This is a genomic window from Brevibacillus fortis (genome assembly GCF_003013395.1).
Classification (GTDB): domain Bacteria; phylum Bacillota; class Bacilli; order Brevibacillales; family Brevibacillaceae; genus Brevibacillus; species Brevibacillus fortis.
The window spans coordinates 1-18001 of the sequence record NZ_PXZM01000006.1; the positions used below are offsets into that span (position 1 = coordinate 1).

General features: G+C 47.3%; 18 protein-coding genes and 15 tRNA genes. 30 read left to right on the forward strand and 3 right to left on the reverse strand.

What is annotated here, in order from left to right; genetic code table 11:
- The first annotated feature begins 67 nt into the window (after positions 1-67).
- The 15 genes from C7R93_RS05600 to C7R93_RS05670 all read left to right on the forward strand — a co-directional run bounded on the left by C7R93_RS05600 (position 68) and on the right by C7R93_RS05670 (position 1728).
- Positions 68-143: transfer RNA gene (locus tag C7R93_RS05600), tRNA-Asn, on the forward strand.
- A 6-nt stretch (positions 144-149) separates the two neighbouring features.
- Positions 150-225: transfer RNA gene (locus C7R93_RS05605), tRNA-Thr, on the forward strand.
- 20 nt (positions 226-245) lie between these two features.
- A tRNA-Glu gene (locus tag C7R93_RS05610) sits at positions 246-319 on the forward strand.
- 34 nt (positions 320-353) lie between these two features.
- Positions 354-429 (forward strand) — tRNA-Val (locus tag C7R93_RS05615).
- A 78-nt stretch (positions 430-507) separates the two neighbouring features.
- A tRNA-Met gene (locus tag C7R93_RS05620) sits at positions 508-584 on the forward strand.
- Positions 585-661: 77 nt separating this feature from the next.
- A tRNA-Asp gene (locus C7R93_RS05625) sits at positions 662-738 on the forward strand.
- A 100-nt stretch (positions 739-838) separates the two neighbouring features.
- A tRNA-Thr gene (locus C7R93_RS05630) sits at positions 839-914 on the forward strand.
- 7 nt (positions 915-921) lie between these two features.
- Positions 922-1006: transfer RNA gene (locus tag C7R93_RS05635), tRNA-Tyr, on the forward strand.
- Between the two features lie 8 nt (positions 1007-1014).
- Positions 1015-1090: transfer RNA gene (locus C7R93_RS05640), tRNA-Lys, on the forward strand.
- A gap of 65 nt (positions 1091-1155) precedes the next feature.
- Positions 1156-1241 (forward strand) — tRNA-Leu (locus tag C7R93_RS05645).
- 19 nt (positions 1242-1260) lie between these two features.
- Positions 1261-1336, forward strand: a tRNA-Gly gene (locus C7R93_RS05650).
- A 6-nt stretch (positions 1337-1342) separates the two neighbouring features.
- A tRNA-Arg gene (locus C7R93_RS05655) sits at positions 1343-1416 on the forward strand.
- A 34-nt stretch (positions 1417-1450) separates the two neighbouring features.
- Positions 1451-1527, forward strand: a tRNA-Pro gene (locus tag C7R93_RS05660).
- A 25-nt stretch (positions 1528-1552) separates the two neighbouring features.
- Positions 1553-1640 (forward strand) — tRNA-Leu (locus C7R93_RS05665).
- Between the two features lie 14 nt (positions 1641-1654).
- Positions 1655-1728, forward strand: a tRNA-Gly gene (locus C7R93_RS05670).
- A 293-nt stretch (positions 1729-2021) separates the two neighbouring features.
- Here C7R93_RS05670 and C7R93_RS05675 read toward each other — a convergent pair.
- Entirely contained in the window at positions 2022-3188 is a 1167-nt protein-coding gene (locus C7R93_RS05675; protein WP_106837889.1) for a sensor histidine kinase, read from the reverse strand.
- Between the two features lie 213 nt (positions 3189-3401).
- Between C7R93_RS05675 and C7R93_RS05680 the strand changes: the two genes are divergently transcribed.
- The 13 genes from C7R93_RS05680 (at position 3402) to ytfJ (ending at position 12516) form a co-directional block, all read left to right on the forward strand.
- Complete coding sequence (locus tag C7R93_RS05680) at positions 3402-4052, forward strand: TerC family protein (protein WP_106837890.1); 651 nt, start codon at positions 3402-3404, stop codon at positions 4050-4052.
- A gap of 121 nt (positions 4053-4173) precedes the next feature.
- Positions 4174-4758, forward strand: coding sequence for a YkoP family protein (locus tag C7R93_RS05685; RefSeq protein ID WP_106837891.1), 585 nt, complete (start codon positions 4174-4176; stop codon positions 4756-4758).
- Positions 4758-5888 (forward strand): MGDG synthase family glycosyltransferase, encoded by a 1131-nt coding sequence (locus C7R93_RS05690; protein ID WP_106837892.1) that lies wholly within the window; start codon positions 4758-4760, stop codon positions 5886-5888. Before C7R93_RS05685 ends, C7R93_RS05690 begins: the two co-directional genes overlap by 1 nt.
- Positions 5889-5967: 79 nt before the next feature.
- A complete protein-coding gene (locus tag C7R93_RS05695) occupies positions 5968-6171 on the forward strand; it encodes an alpha/beta-type small acid-soluble spore protein (RefSeq protein ID WP_106837893.1) in 204 nt (67 codons plus the stop codon).
- A 150-nt stretch (positions 6172-6321) separates the two neighbouring features.
- Entirely contained in the window at positions 6322-6528 is a 207-nt protein-coding gene (locus C7R93_RS05700; protein ID WP_007717150.1) for a DUF1657 domain-containing protein, read from the forward strand.
- Positions 6529-6610: 82 nt separating this feature from the next.
- Positions 6611-7471, forward strand: coding sequence for a DUF421 domain-containing protein (locus tag C7R93_RS05705; RefSeq protein ID WP_106837894.1), 861 nt, complete (start codon positions 6611-6613; stop codon positions 7469-7471).
- 16 nt (positions 7472-7487) lie between these two features.
- Positions 7488-7961 carry a stage V sporulation protein AC gene (spoVAC, locus tag C7R93_RS05710; protein ID WP_106837895.1) on the forward strand — a complete coding sequence of 158 codons (474 nt, stop codon included), beginning with the start codon at positions 7488-7490 and terminating at the stop codon, positions 7959-7961.
- 3 nt (positions 7962-7964) lie between these two features.
- Positions 7965-8981 (forward strand): stage V sporulation protein AD, encoded by a 1017-nt coding sequence (gene spoVAD, locus C7R93_RS05715; protein ID WP_106837896.1) that lies wholly within the window; start codon positions 7965-7967, stop codon positions 8979-8981.
- A gap of 4 nt (positions 8982-8985) precedes the next feature.
- Entirely contained in the window at positions 8986-9336 is a 351-nt protein-coding gene (gene spoVAE, locus C7R93_RS05720; protein WP_106837897.1) for a stage V sporulation protein AE, read from the forward strand.
- Between the two features lie 95 nt (positions 9337-9431).
- On the forward strand, positions 9432-10079 hold the full coding sequence (sleB, locus tag C7R93_RS05725; protein ID WP_106837898.1) for a spore cortex-lytic enzyme: 648 nt from the start codon (positions 9432-9434) through the stop codon (positions 10077-10079).
- 150 nt (positions 10080-10229) lie between these two features.
- Complete coding sequence (locus C7R93_RS05730) at positions 10230-11198, forward strand: S-layer homology domain-containing protein (RefSeq protein WP_106837899.1); 969 nt, start codon at positions 10230-10232, stop codon at positions 11196-11198.
- Positions 11199-11264: 66 nt separating this feature from the next.
- Positions 11265-11924 (forward strand): DUF2953 domain-containing protein, encoded by a 660-nt coding sequence (locus C7R93_RS05735; RefSeq protein ID WP_106837900.1) that lies wholly within the window; start codon positions 11265-11267, stop codon positions 11922-11924.
- 109 nt (positions 11925-12033) lie between these two features.
- Positions 12034-12516: a GerW family sporulation protein gene (gene ytfJ, locus C7R93_RS05740; RefSeq protein ID WP_106837901.1), complete on the forward strand. Its 483-nt coding sequence runs from the start codon at positions 12034-12036 to the stop codon at positions 12514-12516.
- Between the two features lie 69 nt (positions 12517-12585).
- On the opposite strand, the gene C7R93_RS05745 is transcribed toward ytfJ, so the two are convergent.
- Positions 12586-13272 (reverse strand): hypothetical protein, encoded by a 687-nt coding sequence (locus C7R93_RS05745; protein ID WP_106837902.1) that lies wholly within the window; start codon positions 13270-13272, stop codon positions 12586-12588.
- A 74-nt stretch (positions 13273-13346) separates the two neighbouring features.
- On the reverse strand, positions 13347-16793 hold the full coding sequence (locus C7R93_RS05750) for a pyruvate carboxylase (RefSeq protein WP_106837903.1): 3447 nt from the start codon (positions 16791-16793) through the stop codon (positions 13347-13349).
- Positions 16794-16905: 112 nt separating this feature from the next.
- Between C7R93_RS05750 and C7R93_RS05755 the strand changes: the two genes are divergently transcribed.
- On the forward strand, positions 16906-17349 hold the full coding sequence (locus tag C7R93_RS05755; RefSeq protein ID WP_106837904.1) for a gamma-glutamylcyclotransferase family protein: 444 nt from the start codon (positions 16906-16908) through the stop codon (positions 17347-17349).
- 49 nt (positions 17350-17398) lie between these two features.
- Positions 17399-17932 carry a hypothetical protein gene (locus C7R93_RS05760; RefSeq protein WP_106837905.1) on the forward strand — a complete coding sequence of 178 codons (534 nt, stop codon included), beginning with the start codon at positions 17399-17401 and terminating at the stop codon, positions 17930-17932.
- The last annotated feature ends 69 nt before the right edge of the window (positions 17933-18001 follow it).

Consider the following 18001-nt stretch of genomic DNA (forward strand, 5'->3'; position numbering starts at 1 on the left):
CGAGGACTTATCCACAAATTCTTAGCAATCATGCGTATTCAGTTTTGAAGGAATAAACCTTCAACGTTCCTCGGTAGCTCAGTTGGTAGAGCAATCGGCTGTTAACCGATCGGTCGGCGGTTCGAGTCCGTCCCGAGGAGCCATACGATGCTCCTGTAGCTCAGTCGGTAGAGCGTTTCCATGGTAAGGAAGAGGTCGCAGGTTCGATTCCTGTCGGGAGCACCAGAAGTAATCTCATGATATTTGGCCCGTTGGTGAAGCGGTTTAACACAGCAGCCTTTCACGCTGTCATACAGGGGTTCGAATCCCCTACGGGTCACCTAGGAAAATCCCTACATACTTGTAGGTGATTTGGAGGCTTAGCTCAGCTGGGAGAGCATCTGCCTTACAAGCAGAGGGTCGGCGGTTCGATCCCGTCAGCCTCCACCACTTATATTAACGGACAAGGAAGGTCAGCTAAAAGCGCCACGTCCTGTGGCAACACTGACACTCAGTCGTCCTGACTATCGCGGGATGGAGCAGCTCGGTAGCTCGTCGGGCTCATAACCCGAAGGTCGCAGGTTCAAATCCTGCTCCCGCAACCAAATTTTCTACTTGCTCTACGTCGAGTAATCTTCTTGATCAAGTAGGATCAGAGTGCCCATTGGGTGCAACCAAATATGGAGCTGTGGTGAAGTTGGAGTTCACGCCGGTCTGTCACACCGGAGGTCGCGGGTTCGAGTCCCGTCAGCTCCGCCATCTTTCTTAACGAGATGGCATAGTTCATAAACATGAAAAAGGTTTAACGTAATAAAAAAACGTTGATTTTTCATGAAAGATATGCCATAATTAAAGATATGCCGGTATAGCTCAATTGGTAGAGCACCTGACTTGTAATCAGGGGGTTGTGGGTTCAAGTCCTATTGCCGGCACCATGAAAATGGGGAGATAGTGAAGTGGCTAAACACGGCAGACTGTAAATCTGCTCCCTCCGGGTTCGGCGGTTCGAATCCGTCTCTCCCCACCATTTTTCATGAGCCATTAGCTCAGTTGGTAGAGCATCTGACTTTTAATCAGAGGGTCGAAGGTTCGAGTCCTTCATGGCTCACCAGTTTTTATAAACCCGAAAAGTGAAAGTCAGCTTATCAAAGGCTCTGGCTACTTGGATGGGAAAATGCGGTCGTGGCGGAATGGCAGACGCGCTGGCTTCAGGTGCCAGTGGTGGCAACACCGTGGAGGTTCAAGTCCTCTCGACCGCACCAATCAACTTCTTCTTGCGATGCGGACGTAGCTCAATTGGTAGAGCGTCGCCTTGCCAAGGCGAAGGTCGAGGGTTCGAGACCCTTCGTCCGCTCCATAATGTGTGCCCTTAGCTCAGCTGGATAGAGCGTTTGACTACGAATCAAAAGGTCGGGAGTTCGAATCTCTCAGGGCACGCTTCTTTACTACAAAAGTAAAGAAAATAAAATGTCGGGAAGTAGCTCAGCTTGGTAGAGTACTTGGCTTGGGACCAAGGGGTCGCAGGTTCGAATCCTGTCTTCCCGACCATGATTTGCCCACGTTTTACAGGTTTGCCGGGGTGGCGGAATGGGCAGACGCAACAGACTTAAAATCTGTCGGGAGTTTCTCCCGTACCGGTTCAAGTCCGGTCCTCGGCACCAGCATCTATTTTGATGCGGGTGTAGTTCAATGGTAGAACTCCAGCCTTCCAAGCTGGTCGCGTGGGTTCGATTCCCATCACCCGCTCCATACATAAAGCAGAGAGCCAACAGGTTCTCTGTTTTTTTACGTCTAGGAAAGCAGGCCTATTTTTACTGGAGCCAAAAGTATGAAGGCTTATCCAAGAGTTGAATGGATAAGCCTATTTTCAATACAGATATAAATTTATGTCGAAAGCTGTCTGACGTTTTCTATGGTTGAAACATATATTTTCGTGTACAGTAAAACTAAGATCGCTTACCGATGAAATTGGTAACGGATCTCTTGCCTTGCCTCCTGCACTGTCAGGGGGCTTTTTTACGTTGTACAAGAGAGAATGTGTCTTAGAGGGCAGCCATTTTCGGACCAGTCTCCTGGGTATTCGCAATAGGCAGAGAAACGATAAAGCGCGTACGTTTTTCATTGGAATCACAATGAATCGTGCCTTGATGCTTTTCGATAATATTTTTGCAGATGGACAAGCCGATACCCGTCCCATTTTGTTTAGTCGTAAAGAATGGTTGGAAAAGATTCTCTACGATCTCGGGTGGAATCCTTTCGCCGTTGTTTTCCACACTCAAATAGAGCCAACCATCTGAAGACGTGGAAATGACATGAATATATTTGTCTGAACGATTTTGTACAGCGTCAATAGCATTGTTTAATAGATTGACGACAACTTGCTTCAAGCCTTCTTCATAACATGCGAGTGAGCAGGGGTGGATTTGTTTTTCAAAACGTATGTTTTCTCCCACGAGGCGAGGCGTAATCAGCATTTCTACTTCTTCAAGCAATTCTTCTACTTGAACGGTTTTAAAAATTTCATCGAGAATTGGTTTCTTGGAAAAGCTGAGGAATCCGGTTAGTTGCCGATGTAAATTCTCAAATTCATGCATGACGACTTGGATATACGTCTGAAGCTGGGCCTGTTCCTGTGTAGACTCGCCGATCAGTTTCAGGAACCCTTCAATGGCGCACAACGGATTGCGCAGCTCATGAGCCATATTAGCGGCAATTTTTCCGAGCATGGTCAATTTGTCGTTATGCAAATACGAGATCGTTTCTTCCTTCTGGACAAGCTCTTTATTCATCATTTGTTCAAAATGATAAACAGCCCAGAAGACACTTTCATCCATGGCTTTGCCCAGTTGGCTTTCTAGATAGTGCATTTCTTGTGAGGAGAGGGACCATCTCTGTAATTCTGGTTGAAGAACCCGCCAGAATACATTCCGGTACAATTGATATGTGCGCAAAATGGAGGAGAAAGGGAATTCCTGAGAACGAAGCCACTCTCCCATATCTAATGCCCAAGTCTGCATGTCATGATCTACATCCTCAACCAGATAGCGAGCCAAGAGCACTGTTCGTTTTTCTGCAAAATCGCGAGGAATGGTTACAGGAATTTCCATGCTGCGAACAATTTCTTGCAGCCATATTGTGGTGATACTTGGTGTTAAGTCTAAAATCTTCCTTGAAACTTCGTAAAGGTTTAGCGTCACAGTCTCCACCATCTCTTATCCACCCCACTAAAATCGTAAGGGAAAAGGCCTAGATTAGACAAGGTATAATTAGCCTGATTTCGCAATAAAATGTATTTTTTTCGGAAGTTTTTATCTACAAAATCCGCTGAAAACCGCCTTTTTTCGGAAAAATATTCAATCATGAGTCCGATTCCAGTCGCATAAAGTAGAATGGACGAACTTTATTGGACCAGGGAGGCAGGGATGGGCGAGTATTTTTGGCTAGGTCTTGTACACATCTTCATGATCGATCTGGTATTAAGCAGTGACAATGCTGTGGTCATAGGTATGGCCTGTCGCGGACTACCTCAAAATGAGAGAAAACGGGCGATATTATATGGGACATTGGGTGCAATTCTATTGCGAATTGTATTAACGGGAATGACTACCTGGATGTTGGATATTCCTCTCGTGAAGGCAATCGGGGGAGTATTATTGCTATGGATAGCGTGTAAGCTGATGCTAGGGGAGAACGAAGAGCTCGCAGACGTATCGCATAATCAGACAATTGGCCAGGCAGTCAGAACCATCATAGTCGCAGATTTTGTCATGAGTTTGGACAATGTTTTGGCAGTTGGTGGAGCAGCACATGGCGATTTATGGTTAGTTTTGCTGGGTTTAGCTATGAGCATTCCATTATTAATGTGGGGAAGTGTGTGGATTGCCGGCATAATGAATCGTTTTCCCAGTATGGTCATCATAGGCGGCGGAATTCTTACCTTTACAGCAGTTGATATGTGTCTTCAAGATCCGTATGTCTGGAAGTGGGTGAATCCTTTGCTCCTCAATCATATGTGGTTGCCCGTATTTGCTGCCGTAGTGGTCATGTTTTGGGGGCGGATGAAAAGGACGTGAAAAGGTGATGAGGATCGTACATTCTGGGGCATACTACAACAAAAGTCATGACCGTTGTTGCGGAATGTAAGTGGTCATATCAAGCTGAATGAAAACATAGCGGGAAAGGAACTATTTCGAAATGAATACAAGCCTCTTGATGCTATGGGGATACTGGGATGAAATCTACCAGCGTTGCACCAGACTTACCTATATTGAAAAAGGGAAAAATATATTTCGGGTTGTCGTTTTACGCTATCGGGGAGAGCCGCTCGTTACTACCGATAATTGCATCATCCATGACGGGGATTTGATCTTAAAGCTACATATACACAATTATTACTTTGCTACTCTGAGTAAAGAAGTGAAGGATGAACTGCGAATGGCTCTTCTCTTGCGTAGACATATCCTCCAGTCACTGCCGAAGCTAGCCACGTTTCTGAATTCCATGGAAAATAAAGACCAAATAAAAGGGATAGTGGGAACGACCATGCTACATAAAGGGGTAACACCTTTGGGTTTCTCGATTTCTGATGTGCCCATGACCCGTTTTTTTCGATACAAGCGATGGTACTTGCGTCTCATGCTCAGAATCGTACACCCTAATGGAAAGCGGCGATTGCAATCATGGAATCATGAAATGCCCCTAAAGCGTGTTTATATGTCAAAGGATTTATTAGTGAATCGATATGCTGAGAGCAAGCAGTCTCTAGGAGAGTCCTACTAATGGCAAAGCGGTTTCTATTAGTGACAGAGGAATGGGCAGGGAGCGGTCATCGGATGGCTGCCGAAGCTCTGCAAGAAGTTTTAATGGAAAAGGAGGGTGCACGATCTGCGCGAGTGGTGGGAGGACTGAAAACCGCCAGTCCAAGCTTACGTGTGCTCTCTCATTTTTTTTATCGCAATATGCTGCGGTACGGTCAACCAGTGTGGCAACGCATCTATGAACAAGAAGAGATGCTGGGTAGTGCATTGACCAAAGCACTGGGATGGTGGCTATCTGAAAGACTAACCAATCAACTATTACAAGAAGAGAAACCAGATGTGGTCATCGCTACGCATGCATACTGCTTGTCCGCATTGGCAGAAGCGAAGAGAAGGGTATCCAAGCCCTTCCAGCTCGTTTGTGTGCCCACGGACTTCCATATCAATCGGTTTTGGATTCATCCAGAAATTGATGCGTACATGGTGGCACATGAGCAAATTGCGCAAATTCTGCGTGAGCGCTATGGGATTGCCCCTGAAAAAATACATGTTTATGGCATTCCAGTTCGTCCTGCTTTTACTACAGCGTTACTTACAGACAAAGCGGCTTGGAAAAGACAGCTTGGACTCGTGCCAGATCAATTCACTGTGCTGATTAGTGGGGGAGAAGGCGGTTATGGTGGAGTGGAGCAGGTCGTACGAGAGTTGATGTTGGAAGAACATCCATTGCAGATCGTCGTCGTAACAGGGAAGAATACTGGACTGTACAAACGACTGGCGGACTTGCTAAGTACGGAGGCCAACTGTCATCGTTTTATATTGAAAGGGTTTGAACCGCAAATGTGGCAGTGGATTGGAGCAGCAGACGCCTATATAACGAAGCCAGGTGGCATTTCGTGTGCGGAGGCACTTGCTCTTAAGACACCCCTCATTTTATTCCATCCATTGCCTGGACAAGAACAGCATAATTGTTCCTTTTTACTCGAGCAGCAAGCGGCGATCTTGGCTGAAACGCCAGTAGAAATCAAAGAAATCATCAGGTTATGGCGTCAGCCTGAAACAAGGGATGCTTTTGTAGGCTGTTTGGACAAGCTGGGCCGACCAGAAGCAGCGCATCAAATTGCCCACGCTCTTCTCCAATTAACAGACTAAAATTGGAAGAAAAAAAGAACGAATGAACAAGCAAAACTTCACACATATTAAACTTACAAACGACGAGGAGGTGATACAGATGGCTAACAACAACAGATCCAGTAACAATCTGGCGGTTCCTCAAGCAAACCAAGCTCTGGACCAACTGAAATACGAAATCGCATCCGAATTCGGTGTTCAGCTTGGACCAGACACCACTTCCCGTCAAAACGGTTCAGTTGGAGGAGAGATTACAAAACGTCTTGTCTCCTTTGCTGAGCAACAATTGGCTGGACGTGGCTAATCTAATAAGCTGGATGAAGGAGAGGCACCTATGGTGTCTCTCTTTTTGTTATCGAGAAAAAGGGAAATTATTTACAGATAAAATTGGGGTAGACCACCGCATAAATAATGGGCGGAGGCAGATTCTATATGTGTTAGGAGGTGAGTGGAAATGACAGTAGGAGCACAAGTGAAACAGACGCTTGCCAGCTTAAAAGGTGCACAAGCAGATTTTGAAACGTTTGCTCTTAGTACGCAAAACAAGAAAGCAAAGCAATTGTATTCGCAAGCAGCAGAGCAAACACAATCCATCGTAGATAACCTCCAACAGCGTGTAACGGAGCTGGAAAAGGAAGAACCACAGTTTAAGGGATTCTAGGAAGTGTTGGGAAAGGGAGAGGGACTTCCTCTCTCTTGGTTTTACTACCTATAAAAATCACCTCAGGTGATGGAGGTGGCTTATGCCTGACTGGATAAATATCACGTTGCGTGCTATTGGCGCAATTGCGTACTTATTTTTATTGACGAAGATCATTGGGAAAAGGCAAATCAAGCAACTTACATACATCGAATATATTGTCGGCATCAGCATCGGTTCGATTGCCGCCTTTATGGCAACCGAAATGGATGGACCGATCTATCATAGTTTGATCGCCATGGGGGTCTTTGCGCTCTTCCCTGTTTTAATGGAGTGGCTTTCACTCAAAAGCAAGTTTCTCCGTGACTTTTTTGAAGGGAAATCAACCGTTCTCATCAAGGAAGGCAAAATTTTGGAGGACAATCTGAAGAAGGAACGATTGACCACGGAAGACTTGATGGAGCAATTACGAGTCAAAAATGTGTTCCGCGTAGCGGATGTAGAGTTTGCGTTAATGGAAACAAGCGGGGAAGTCAGTGTCCTATTAAAATCAGAGAGTCAGCCGGTAACACCCAAACACCTTGAATTGACCGTGGCTCCTTCGGAAGAGAATCAAGTGGTCATTATGGATGGGATGATCATGGACGAGCCCCTGGCAACAGCAGGTCTGAATCGCAGATGGGTTCGCACGGAGCTACAAAAAGCAGGAGTGGCCCTGGAAAATGTTTTCCTGGGGCAAGTAGACAAAGGTGGAGAGCTCTACCTCGACCTCTATGACGATAAACTGATGGTCCCTGAGGCCCAAGCGATGAAGCTGGCATTTGCTACATTGAAAAAATGTCAGGCGGATCTGGAGCTATATGCACTCAGTACAAAAAATGAACAAATGAAGCGTACCTACCAAACGGATTCGGAACAGCTACAACAGATCATCGATGAAGTAAAACCGTTCATGATACGGTAAAAAGGAGTGAGTGAGAATGGCAGATCAAAAAAAGAAAAAGCTGACCCCGGTCCAGCAAGAATATCAGCAATTGGCAAAGGGGCACGAGCCTCCGCGACCGCTTTTGCGCAATTTTACCCGGGCATTTTTAGTGGGTGGCCTGATATGCGTGATCGGACAAGGGATACAAGAAATGTTCATTCACTACTTCGATTTTACGGAGAAAACCGCTGGGAATCCCACAGTTGCTGTCTTGATCATTCTTTCAGCACTCTTGACCGGTCTAGGACTATATGACCGGATTGCCCAATGGGCTGGGGCAGGTACGAGTGTGCCGGTTACGGGTTTTGCCAACTCGATTGCTTCTGCGGCCATTGAGCATCGCAGTGAAGGATTTGTGCTGGGGGTCGGCGGCAACATGTTCAAGCTCGCGGGGTCAGTGATTGTGTTTGGAGTGGCGGCGGCTTTCGTCGTTGGCTTGATCAAAACATTGTTTACGATGGGAGGCTGACGGATGCGCCAAGGTCATCAGTCTTGGGTCTTTCCTTTAAAACCTGTCATTCTCGGGCACGCTGCAATTGGTGGGCCTTTTGAGGCTACGGGACCGTTAGCCGAAGACTTTGATATCTTGCACGGAGACTTGAATCTCGGACAAGACAGCTGGGAAAAGGCGGAGAAAGTCCTGCTGGAAGAAGCGTGCTCGAAAGCAGTGGAGAAAGCGGGGCTCACGAAAGAGCAAATAAACTTTATGCTTGCCGGGGATTTAATGAACCAGATCATCTCTGCTAGCTTTTCAGCCCGGACGCTTTCGATTCCGTTTCTGGGGATTTTCGGAGCGTGCTCAACCGCGATGGAAGGCTTGGCCTTGGCTGCTCTCATGGTGAATAGTCAATCTGCTGATTTCGTCTTGGCTGCTACCTCCAGTCACAATGGAGCTGCGGAAAAGCAATATCGTTATCCAACGGAGTACGGTTCACAGAAGCCCCCAACAGCACAATGGACAGTGACGGGAGCAGGTGCTGCGGTTGTAGCCAGTCAGGGTAGTGGATTGCGGATTACGGGAGCCACCATCGGGCATGTCGTCGATATGGGATTGACAGACCCCTTTAATATGGGGGCAGCGATGGCACCAGCTGCGTTATCCACGATTGAGTCTCATTTCCGTGACTTTCAGATCCCTCACGACCATTACGATTTGATCGTAACGGGCGATTTAGGACGAACGGGCCATGCCATTTTATCTGATTTGTTGCCCAAGCATCGCATGCAAATTCCATTAGAGCGTTACATCGATTGCGGGAAGCTCATTTATGGAGAAAATCCGAATGTGTGGTCGGGTGGTAGCGGATGTGGTTGTATCGCGACAGTTACCTATGGACATCTACTTCGGCGGATGAAGCAAGGAGAATGGAAGCGAATCTTGCTGATTGCCACGGGAGCCCTCTTATCCCCGTTGTCCTTCCAGCAGGGAGAAAGCATACCTTGCATCGCCCATGCCGTGGCTGTTGAGTCGGAGCAACTTGGAGAGTGATACCATGATGTTTTTGTGGGCGTTTCTCGTAGGAGGAACGATTTGTTTAATTGGTCAATTTCTCATGGATGTCGTCAAGCTCACACCTGCCCATACGATGTCCTCTCTTGTTGTCACTGGAGCAGTGCTGGACGGATTCGGTCTATACGAGCCACTGGTTAATTTTGCCGGAGCAGGAGCGACAGTACCTATAACGAGCTTTGGAAATGCACTGGTCCACGGGGCAATGGCGGAGGCCGAGCAACATGGAGTCATTGGCATTATAACTGGCATTTTTGAAGTGACGAGTGCGGGGATATCGGCTGCCATCGTCTTCGGATTTATCACGGCAGTCTTGTTCCGACCAAAAGGATAATGGCGAGGTACATGTTACCACTTGTGCCAAAATACTTGAATTGAACCTACTTTCGCCAACTAGTAGAATGGGTTGGGTAAAGGAGGGAACAATTTATGTGGTGGAGCAAGAAAGCAGTAACAACCTTGCTTGCTGCCTTTATGGCTGTAGCGTTTATTTTCCCGGCCAACTCCCTGGCGGCTACACAGATTCAACGCGGTAGTGTGAACGGGGATGTATGGGATTTGCAATATCGTTTGCAGATGCTGGGTTACTACAATGGCAAATTGGATGGCATTTACGGTGCGAATACAACGAAGGCCGTCAGACAGTTTCAAAAAGCATACGGATTACAGATTGACGGTATTACTGGTACAAATACATGGCGTGTTCTAAAGAAAGTGTCGGTAAATAAAGCCGAAATGCAAATGCTGGCACAACTGGTCTATTCTGAAGCGCGCGGAGAACCTTATAAGGGCCAAGTAGCCGTGGCTGCGGTCGCGTTGAACCGTATCCAGTCCAAAAGCTTTCCCAATACACTTGAGGGTGTCATCTTTGAGCCATTAGCGTTTACCGCTGTAGATGATGGACAATTCTGGATGACTCCTAACAAGACTGCTTACCAGGCAGCATGGGATGCTGTACGTGGATGGGACCCAACAAGTAATTCTCTTTACTACTTTAATCCTGTTACGGCTACCTCCAAGTGGATTTGGTCTCGTAAACATGTGAAAAAGATCGGCAAACACATTTTTGCCATTTAACGAACAACCATTTTAGCCCTTGAAACAGTTTTCGTCATGATGCTGTTCGAGGGCTTTCCTTTTAATTGGAAACTATTGTCCGTTGTGTTTGCAAAATAGTTCGATAAAATGAAACGAAAGGATTCGCATAGTTCCCTATGGAGGTTGATGATGAAGAAACGGATGATCCTTGCCTCGCTGGTAGCCTTTTTGCTCGTAGGTACACCAGTTGTCGAGGCAGAAACAACTCAAATTAACGAAACACCTTATGTAGACATTAGCGGCCATTGGGCAGAACAAGAAATCAATCAACTTTACATAACTGACGTAATTGGTCAAAATGAATATTTTCGACCTGATGACAACGTAACATTGGGTGAACTGCTCACGATGTTTGTGAATGCAAAAGGAATTGAACCTGTGGGTAACAAGCAAACATCCTTTGCGGACGTACCTGCAAACAGCTGGCTGTCGCCCTATGCTGAGACGGCCTATCGGCTGGGAATTGTCCATGGACAAAAGCAGGGGAATCACCTGTACTTACATCCGGATGCTCCAGTCAAAAGAGCAGAGCTCGCCTCTATTCTGGTAAGAACGATGGGAGCCAGTGGAGCAGTCAATAACCTGAAGTGGTCTACGACGATCCAGACATTGAACCAATACCCGGATGGGAACAACGTGAAAGAGAATGAGCAACGTCCACTTGTATACGCCATGCAAAGCGGGTTAATGAGTGCCTATGGGGACGGTACATTAAAGCCGAACAAGTACATGACGAGAGCCGAAGCAGCCACATACGCGGCCCTTCACTTGGTTTCGGATAAGCCGCGAACGACAAAAGCCCTCTCAAACGGTACACCTTTTCGCCAGGAATTAACGGTACAGACGACTGCCTACAGTTACACGAACGACAAGATCCTGTCGTATCTCGAGTATCCACTGCGCGAAGGTGTTGTAGCGGTTGATCCAAATGTCATCCCGCTTGGTACACACTTGTACATCGATGGCTACGGCTATGCAGTCGCAGCGGATATCGGTGGTGCGGTAAAGCAACGCCATGTGGATCTGTATCTTCCGACGATGAACGAAGCTGAAAATCACGGCTTGCAAAAAGGCGTCAAAGTATACGTGCTTGACTAATAAAAATGCTGAACATATTTCCTGCTCTTTCCACTCATACTAACGTGGAAGGGGTGGGATTTTTTCATGGTATGGGTGTTGCTAGGATTGGTTTGTTTATTTGTCCTAATCATTATCACGCCAATACAATTGACGTGTTTCTACAGTCGCGAGGGCGAAAATGATCAATTGGACATTACGATTGCAGCTTGGGGTATCATTCGCAGGAAATATGAAATTCCCATTCTTCTCGTGAAAATGACAGAAGCTGGGCCTGAGCTTGTCGCAAAGGTGGAAACGATCCAGCATGGAAGCAAGCTTCGGGAAAAGGTCAAAGATTTTACGCGGAGGCAAGTGAAAATATGGTATCGCAATTATCGAGATGTGCTGGAAAGAGTACGTGATTTACTGCCTGTGCTAAAAGATCTGCTCAAACAAATTCGCTGCACGAAGTTAGAATGGCATACGTTGTTGGGCACAGGTCAGGCGGCGGAAACAGGGGCGCTGACAGGATTAATCTGGGGAGTGAAAAGCCTGATTGTCGGGGTTCTCTCCCACTCCATCTCTTTACAGACGATGCCTGCCATGAGTGTACAGCCTGTCTGGAACCAAGCACTTCTACATACGAAAGTTCATGCTGTGTTGAATTTTTATTTGGGTCATTTCCTGTACTCAGCGCTAAAAGTATTTCTGCGGGTCCGAAAAAGTAAACAGCGAAAATGGCAAGCTGCGCCAACGCGTGCCTAAACACAAATGTGGGAGCACGCATATTTATTCCTTTGTACAAAGGTACATGCTCCTGATTTGTTGGGGGAATGATAAAACATGACACAGACAGGAAGGAGGAGCGACAAATATGGCAGACCACCCGATTCAAGGCCTCATGAGAACAGCGATGGAAAATCTCAAGCAAATGGTGGACGTGAATACAATCATTGGTGATCCTGTTGAGACACCTGACGGTAGTGTCATTCTTCCGATCTCCAAGGTCGGATTTGGATTCGCGGCCGGGGGTAGTGAGTTCCAATACGATCAACATCATAATGGGCATCAACACCATCAGCAGCATGAACATACTGGTCACCCGTTTGGTGGGGGTAGTGGGGGCGGTGTCTCCATCACACCCGTAGCTTTTTTGGTCGTTGGTAAACAAGGAATTCGTTCGATTCCGCTTGAAAATACGACTCATCTCTATGACCGGATTTTGGATTCTGTTCCGCAAATCGTGGATAAAGTTCAGGGGATGTTTACCAAAACGGATGAATCACCTGTTTATTCCAATACGATTATTGCCAGAGCAGAAGAACAAGATTTGGATGATCTTATGGATCGAAAATAAGGAAAGCACAAAACAGGTATGCCTCCATAAAAGGGGCATACCTGTTTTTTCGGTAGTAAGCGTATGGTATTACCAGCGTTCGTTTACATACAATCCTGTTTTCGCAACATGCTGATATTGAAGGCTCGAGCTGGAGGAGGCGATATAAGGATGGAGAGCCATCGCTTCCTCGTAGTAACGTGAAAAGGAGCCAAGGGGCTTGCTTTGTAATCCCAATGTACCTGCTCTGAATGCTTGGGCTACACTTTCCATTGTATTTGTATAGTCCGCATAGCGGGTCTGTACGGACTCCAGCCAATTCTCATCGTCCATTTCCAGTTGTCCATCGGGTAACAGCTTGATTCCAAACGATTGGAGTATTTCCTCAGCGTCTTTTGCAACTTGAGCGAATGTATCCAGCTTTTGCGTCGTCAAGGTATCTGCTTTTTCCTCAAGAAATTGCTGCAGGCGATTATAATTACTTACTATTGAGTGTGTGCGCTCATGTAATTGCTCAATGTCAGGTCCAGCCTCGTTGTCTTTTCCCGCTGCAATTAATTCCCGAGAACTCTTCTCCAAATCTGAGGAGAACCGGTACAGACGCGATAAGGAATCGGAAAGCTCCGTTGTCCATTGCTGCTGACGAGCGTAGTAAGGCTGCAAATTATAACGAAAGATCGGATTGACTGGCGTGCTTAATTTTGCCTGAAGCATATGGGAATGATAGCGGCCTACCCGCTGCGTAAATGGAACATGGCTGACTCGATTCGTTTTCATGTTCGGTCACCTCCTCACAAGTAAATGGAATGAATCTCCAGGAACAATTTACTATCTCCTATTATAGACGATGCCTACTCCATTTCAATGAGTAGATCGCCAGTTTGAATGGCTTCGCCAGCTTTCACATAGACGGCTTTAATTTTTCCATCGAGCGGGGCCTGGATCGTCGTTTCCATTTTCATCGCTTCACTCACCAAAAGATGCTCGCCTTTACGCACCTTGTCACCTTCTGCTACAAGCACCTTGAGCACTTTTCCTGGCATGGAGGCACCGAGGTGGGCAGGGTTTTGCGCTTCTGCTTTTCGACGGATCAGTTCAGAGACTTTCGCAGACTGGTCGCGGATGAAGATTTCACGCGGCTGTCCGTTCAGTTCAAAATAGATGATGCGTCGGCCATCTGGATGAAGCTCGCCGACTGCGACTAGTTTGATAATCAGCGTTTTACCGCGCTCGATCGTAATGGCAGTTTCCTCACCCGGACGCAATCCGTAGAAAAACGTTCCCGTATTCAATACAGACAGGTCACCGTATTCCTTCAGGCGTTGTTCAAATTGCAAATAAACTTGCGGATACATGATATAGGACAGGACATCTAAATGACTCGGCTCACGTCCGATTTTAGCTCCCAGCTCTGCCGCAACTTGCGTAAAGTCAATGGGCGCAAGCAATTCACCGGGACGTGCAGTAAAGGCATCGCGACCTTTTAGCACGAGCTCCTGCAACTCCTTCGGGAATCCGCCCGGCGGTTGACCGAGATACCCTTGGAAAAATTGAATGACGGAATCCGGAAAGTCGAGGCGGGTGCCTTTCTCCCAAATGTTCTCCTCATTCAAGTTGTTTTGGACCATGAACAGTGCCATATCACCGACGACCTTGGAAGACGGCGTCACTTTTACAATGTCGCCACACATTTGATTGACGACAGCATACATGTGTTTCACTTCGTCCCAACGACCTTCCAGACCAACCGCTTTGGCTTGCTGCTCCAAATTGGTGTATTGTCCACCTGGCATTTCGTGAACGTATACCTCCGTGTTGCTCGCTTTCATGCCGCTTTCAAAGCCTTGGTAGTACGGACGTACATCCTCCCAGTAATCAGACAGCTTGTTAAACGAATCAAGGGATAAACCAGTCTCACGCTCCGTGTGGGCTAAGCTCGCGATCAACCCGTTCAAGCTTGGCTGGGAAGTGAGTCCGGACAAGGAGCTGACGCAAGCATCGACGATATCCACGCCTGCTTCGATTGCTTTAAGAAGCATGGCGCCAGCATTTCCTGATGTATCGTGCGTGTGCAGATGGATCGGAATGCTAATTTCTTGTTTTAATGCAGAGACGAGCGAATAAGCAGCATACGGCTTCAAAAGACCTGCCATATCCTTGATCGCGAGAATATGGGCACCTGCTTTTTCCAATTCCTTTGCCAGATTGACATAGTAGTCCAAGGTGTATTTGGTTTTGGACGGGTCCAGAATATCGCCAGTGTAGCAAATCGCTGCCTCGGCTACCTTGCCAGATTCACGAACGGCTTCAATGGCTGTTTGCATCCCGGGAAGCCAGTTCAGGCTGTCAAAGATCCGGAAGACATCGATGCCATTTTCCGCAGAGGCTTTGACGAAGGATTGGATCACATTATCTGGGTAATTGGTGTAGCCTACGCCATTTGCTCCGCGCAAGAGCATTTGGAACAGGACATTAGGTATGCGCTGGCGAAGGATTTGCAGCCGCTCCCAGGGAGATTCCTGCAAAAAGCGCATCGTTGTGTCAAAAGTGGCGCCGCCCCACATCTCCAGCGAGAAGAGCCCGGAACCGAGCTTGCCTGTCGCTTCTGCAATGGAGGCGATATCGTAGGTGCGCACACGCGTAGCAAACAAAGACTGATGAGCATCGCGGAATGTCGTGTCTGTGACAAGCACCTGCTTCTGCTCCTGAATCCAGCGTACCAGACCGTCGGCGCCTTCTTTGTCCAGAATTTGCTTCGTACCGTCGGGATATGGCTGAGTAAATGGTGTCCGCGGGATGCGGGGCGAGTCGAAGTGCGGCTTTTTCTCCGATTTACCCAGTCCTGGATATCCGTTGACAATCGTGTCTCCGATATAAGATAGTAATTTGGTACCTCGGTCTTGACGGCCAGGGAAGATGAACAGCTCTGGTTTGGTGTCAATGAACGACGTATCGTAGTTGCCACTCAAAAAATCGGGATGCGTCACGACATTTTCCAAAAACGGAAGGTTCGTTTTCACGCCACGAATACGGAACTCACGCAATGTTCGTAGCATTTTGCGAGCGGCTTGATCAAAGCTCGCGCCATACGTGGAGATTTTGACCAGTAGCGAGTCATAAAACGGCGTAATGATCGCGCCTGGATAACCATTGCCGCCGTCGAGCCTTACGCCGAAGCCTCCACCGGAACGCCAGGCGGACAAGCGACCGGCATCTGGCAGAAAATTGTTTTCAGCGTCTTCGGTCGTGACACGGCATTGGATGGCAAAACCACTCATCTGGATATCACTTTGCGCCCGGATGCCAATCTCTGCATCGGAGAGAGAATGCCCCTCGGCTACACGAATCTGCGACTGAACAATGTCGATTCCAGTGATGAGCTCCGTGATGGTATGCTCTACTTGAATGCGTGGATTGACTTCTATAAAATAAAAACGCTTGTCCGGCGTTAACAAAAACTCGACAGTACCAGCGTTCGAATAACCGACTTTTTGCATGAGAGTGAGAGCAGCATGGCAAATATCTTCACGCAACTTGTCATCCAGCGATAGGCTCGGTGCTACTTCGACCACTTTTTGATGGCGCCGCTGAACAGAGCAATCGCGCTCATACAGATGAACGATGTTTCCGTGGTTGTCACCGAGAATTTGGACCTCGATGTGTTTGGGCTGTTCTAGGTATCGCTCCAAATACACCTTGGCATTACCGAAGGAAGAGCGAGCCTCGGAACGTGCACGATCTAACGAATCTTGCAATTCCTCCTGACTGCGGACGATACGCATGCCACGGCCTCCGCCGCCAGATACGCCTTTAATAATAATGGGGTAGCCGTATTCTTTGGCAAAAAGAAGCGCCTCTTGGAGTGTTTCGATTGGCTCCGGAGTGCCTGGAATCACTGGGATTTCCGCTTCAGTCGCAAGACGACGGGCTTCTACTTTGTCCCCGAATTTTTCGATCAGCTCAGGGGATGGACCAATGAAAATGATGCCTTCCTCTTGGCAACGCTTTGCAAAATCAGCATTTTCAGCAAGGAATCCATAGCCTGGGTGAATGGCATCGATATCGTTGCGCTTGGCAATTTCGATGATACTTTCAATATCGAGGTAAGCCTCAATAGGCCCTTTTCCCGCTCCAACCAAGTATGACTCGTCAGCCTTGAAGCGATGGATAGAAACGTTGTCCTGCTCGGAGTACACGGCTACCGTACGTATGCCGAGTTCCGTTGCTGCACGAAAGATCCGAATGGCGATCTCACCGCGGTTTGCTACCAGTAGGCGATTGATTTTTCTCTTTTTCATTATTCTCTCCCCCTTACGTCTCGGAAAAAAAGACGTATTAAAATTATATATAGAACAAATATACAAAATTTTCACGACACAAGACACACTTTTTTCGATTACAGGAGGATGGATGAACGTGACCAATCAGAACGACAGGCTGCCTGTATTTGTGTACGGCACACTTTTGGCGGGCTTTGGAAATCATAGGAATTACGTCAAACCGTATAAGCATGAGGCAACACTTGCAACGATTCAAGGTCAGATCTATCATTTGCCGGCAGGCTATCCGGGATTGCTTCAAGGAGAGCAGGAGGTCGTGGGGGAAATCGTCACGTTTGCTCCTGATGTGTACGAGCAAGCACTAGCTGGACTGGACGAGCTGGAGACGTACTATGGTGAGGGTGATCAGCGCAATGAATATGAACGAATCATCGTGCCTGCGACAATGGAAGGAACAGGTCAGGTCGTGAACGTCTACGTATATCGTTATTTGGACCAAGAACTTGTCAAGCAAACAGGGGTGCACATTCCGCATGGGAATTGGCGACGCTACATGCAAGAGCTGTCTGAATAGCCAGTGCTAGTTTTGCCAAAACTGGTAGGGAAAAGGAGGGAACCCTACCATGGAATTACTCCATTGTGATCCTGCACAGATCTGGCGTTACCTGATTCCGCAAAATCACTGGATGTTTCCCGACGAAGTTCCAGAAGATGAACTGATCTTTCATTATCGCGACCATATTTATTTTGTAAACAATGACGGCTCAGTTTTGTCCATGCCTCAGCCTGCTTGCTTCGAAACGCTGGATATGGGGACCTTGCTGGAGTATTTGGCAATATCGGATGACACCATTGATTTTGACGATGAAGGAGAATTCGATTACGGTCATGTCTTAAAGCGTATGGGGTATATCGTGCCAGTCAGGGACAAACGGGAAAAAGCCACGTATCAAATCGAGATTATCAACACGGCATTGCCAAAAGCACATGGAACGCGGTACGAAATGAAGCAGGTTACCTTCGCTTTTGCCCTCTATCACGCGCTGATGCGCTGTCATGAGCTGAATGCGAAAACGGATTGGGAATATGAGCATGAAGTGAAGCGAATCGCCAAGGTACAAGCCAAGCAAGGTGGTAAAGTGCAAGTGAATCTGTAATTTCTACTATTGGCATAGTGAAAAAAAGTGAATGATAGGGTATGATAATTGAGGTACATATGAAAGATT

Coding starts and splice junctions, on each gene's coding strand:
- C7R93_RS05675 (WP_106837889.1), bottom strand. CDS start 3,188: ATGGTGGAGACTGTGACGCTAAACCTTTACGAAGTTTCAAGGAAGATT.
- C7R93_RS05680 (WP_106837890.1), top strand. CDS start 3,402: ATGGGCGAGTATTTTTGGCTAGGTCTTGTACACATCTTCATGATCGAT.
- C7R93_RS05685 (WP_106837891.1), top strand. CDS start 4,174: ATGAATACAAGCCTCTTGATGCTATGGGGATACTGGGATGAAATCTAC.
- C7R93_RS05690 (WP_106837892.1), top strand. CDS start 4,758: ATGGCAAAGCGGTTTCTATTAGTGACAGAGGAATGGGCAGGGAGCGGT.
- C7R93_RS05695 (WP_106837893.1), top strand. CDS start 5,968: ATGGCTAACAACAACAGATCCAGTAACAATCTGGCGGTTCCTCAAGCA.
- C7R93_RS05700 (WP_007717150.1), top strand. CDS start 6,322: ATGACAGTAGGAGCACAAGTGAAACAGACGCTTGCCAGCTTAAAAGGT.
- C7R93_RS05705 (WP_106837894.1), top strand. CDS start 6,611: ATGCCTGACTGGATAAATATCACGTTGCGTGCTATTGGCGCAATTGCG.
- spoVAC (WP_106837895.1), top strand. CDS start 7,488: ATGGCAGATCAAAAAAAGAAAAAGCTGACCCCGGTCCAGCAAGAATAT.
- spoVAD (WP_106837896.1), top strand. CDS start 7,965: ATGCGCCAAGGTCATCAGTCTTGGGTCTTTCCTTTAAAACCTGTCATT.
- spoVAE (WP_106837897.1), top strand. CDS start 8,986: ATGATGTTTTTGTGGGCGTTTCTCGTAGGAGGAACGATTTGTTTAATT.
- sleB (WP_106837898.1), top strand. CDS start 9,432: ATGTGGTGGAGCAAGAAAGCAGTAACAACCTTGCTTGCTGCCTTTATG.
- C7R93_RS05730 (WP_106837899.1), top strand. CDS start 10,230: ATGAAGAAACGGATGATCCTTGCCTCGCTGGTAGCCTTTTTGCTCGTA.
- C7R93_RS05735 (WP_106837900.1), top strand. CDS start 11,265: ATGGTATGGGTGTTGCTAGGATTGGTTTGTTTATTTGTCCTAATCATT.
- ytfJ (WP_106837901.1), top strand. CDS start 12,034: ATGGCAGACCACCCGATTCAAGGCCTCATGAGAACAGCGATGGAAAAT.
- C7R93_RS05745 (WP_106837902.1), bottom strand. CDS start 13,272: ATGAAAACGAATCGAGTCAGCCATGTTCCATTTACGCAGCGGGTAGGC.
- C7R93_RS05750 (WP_106837903.1), bottom strand. CDS start 16,793: ATGAAAAAGAGAAAAATCAATCGCCTACTGGTAGCAAACCGCGGTGAG.
- C7R93_RS05755 (WP_106837904.1), top strand. CDS start 16,906: ATGAACGTGACCAATCAGAACGACAGGCTGCCTGTATTTGTGTACGGC.
- C7R93_RS05760 (WP_106837905.1), top strand. CDS start 17,399: ATGGAATTACTCCATTGTGATCCTGCACAGATCTGGCGTTACCTGATT.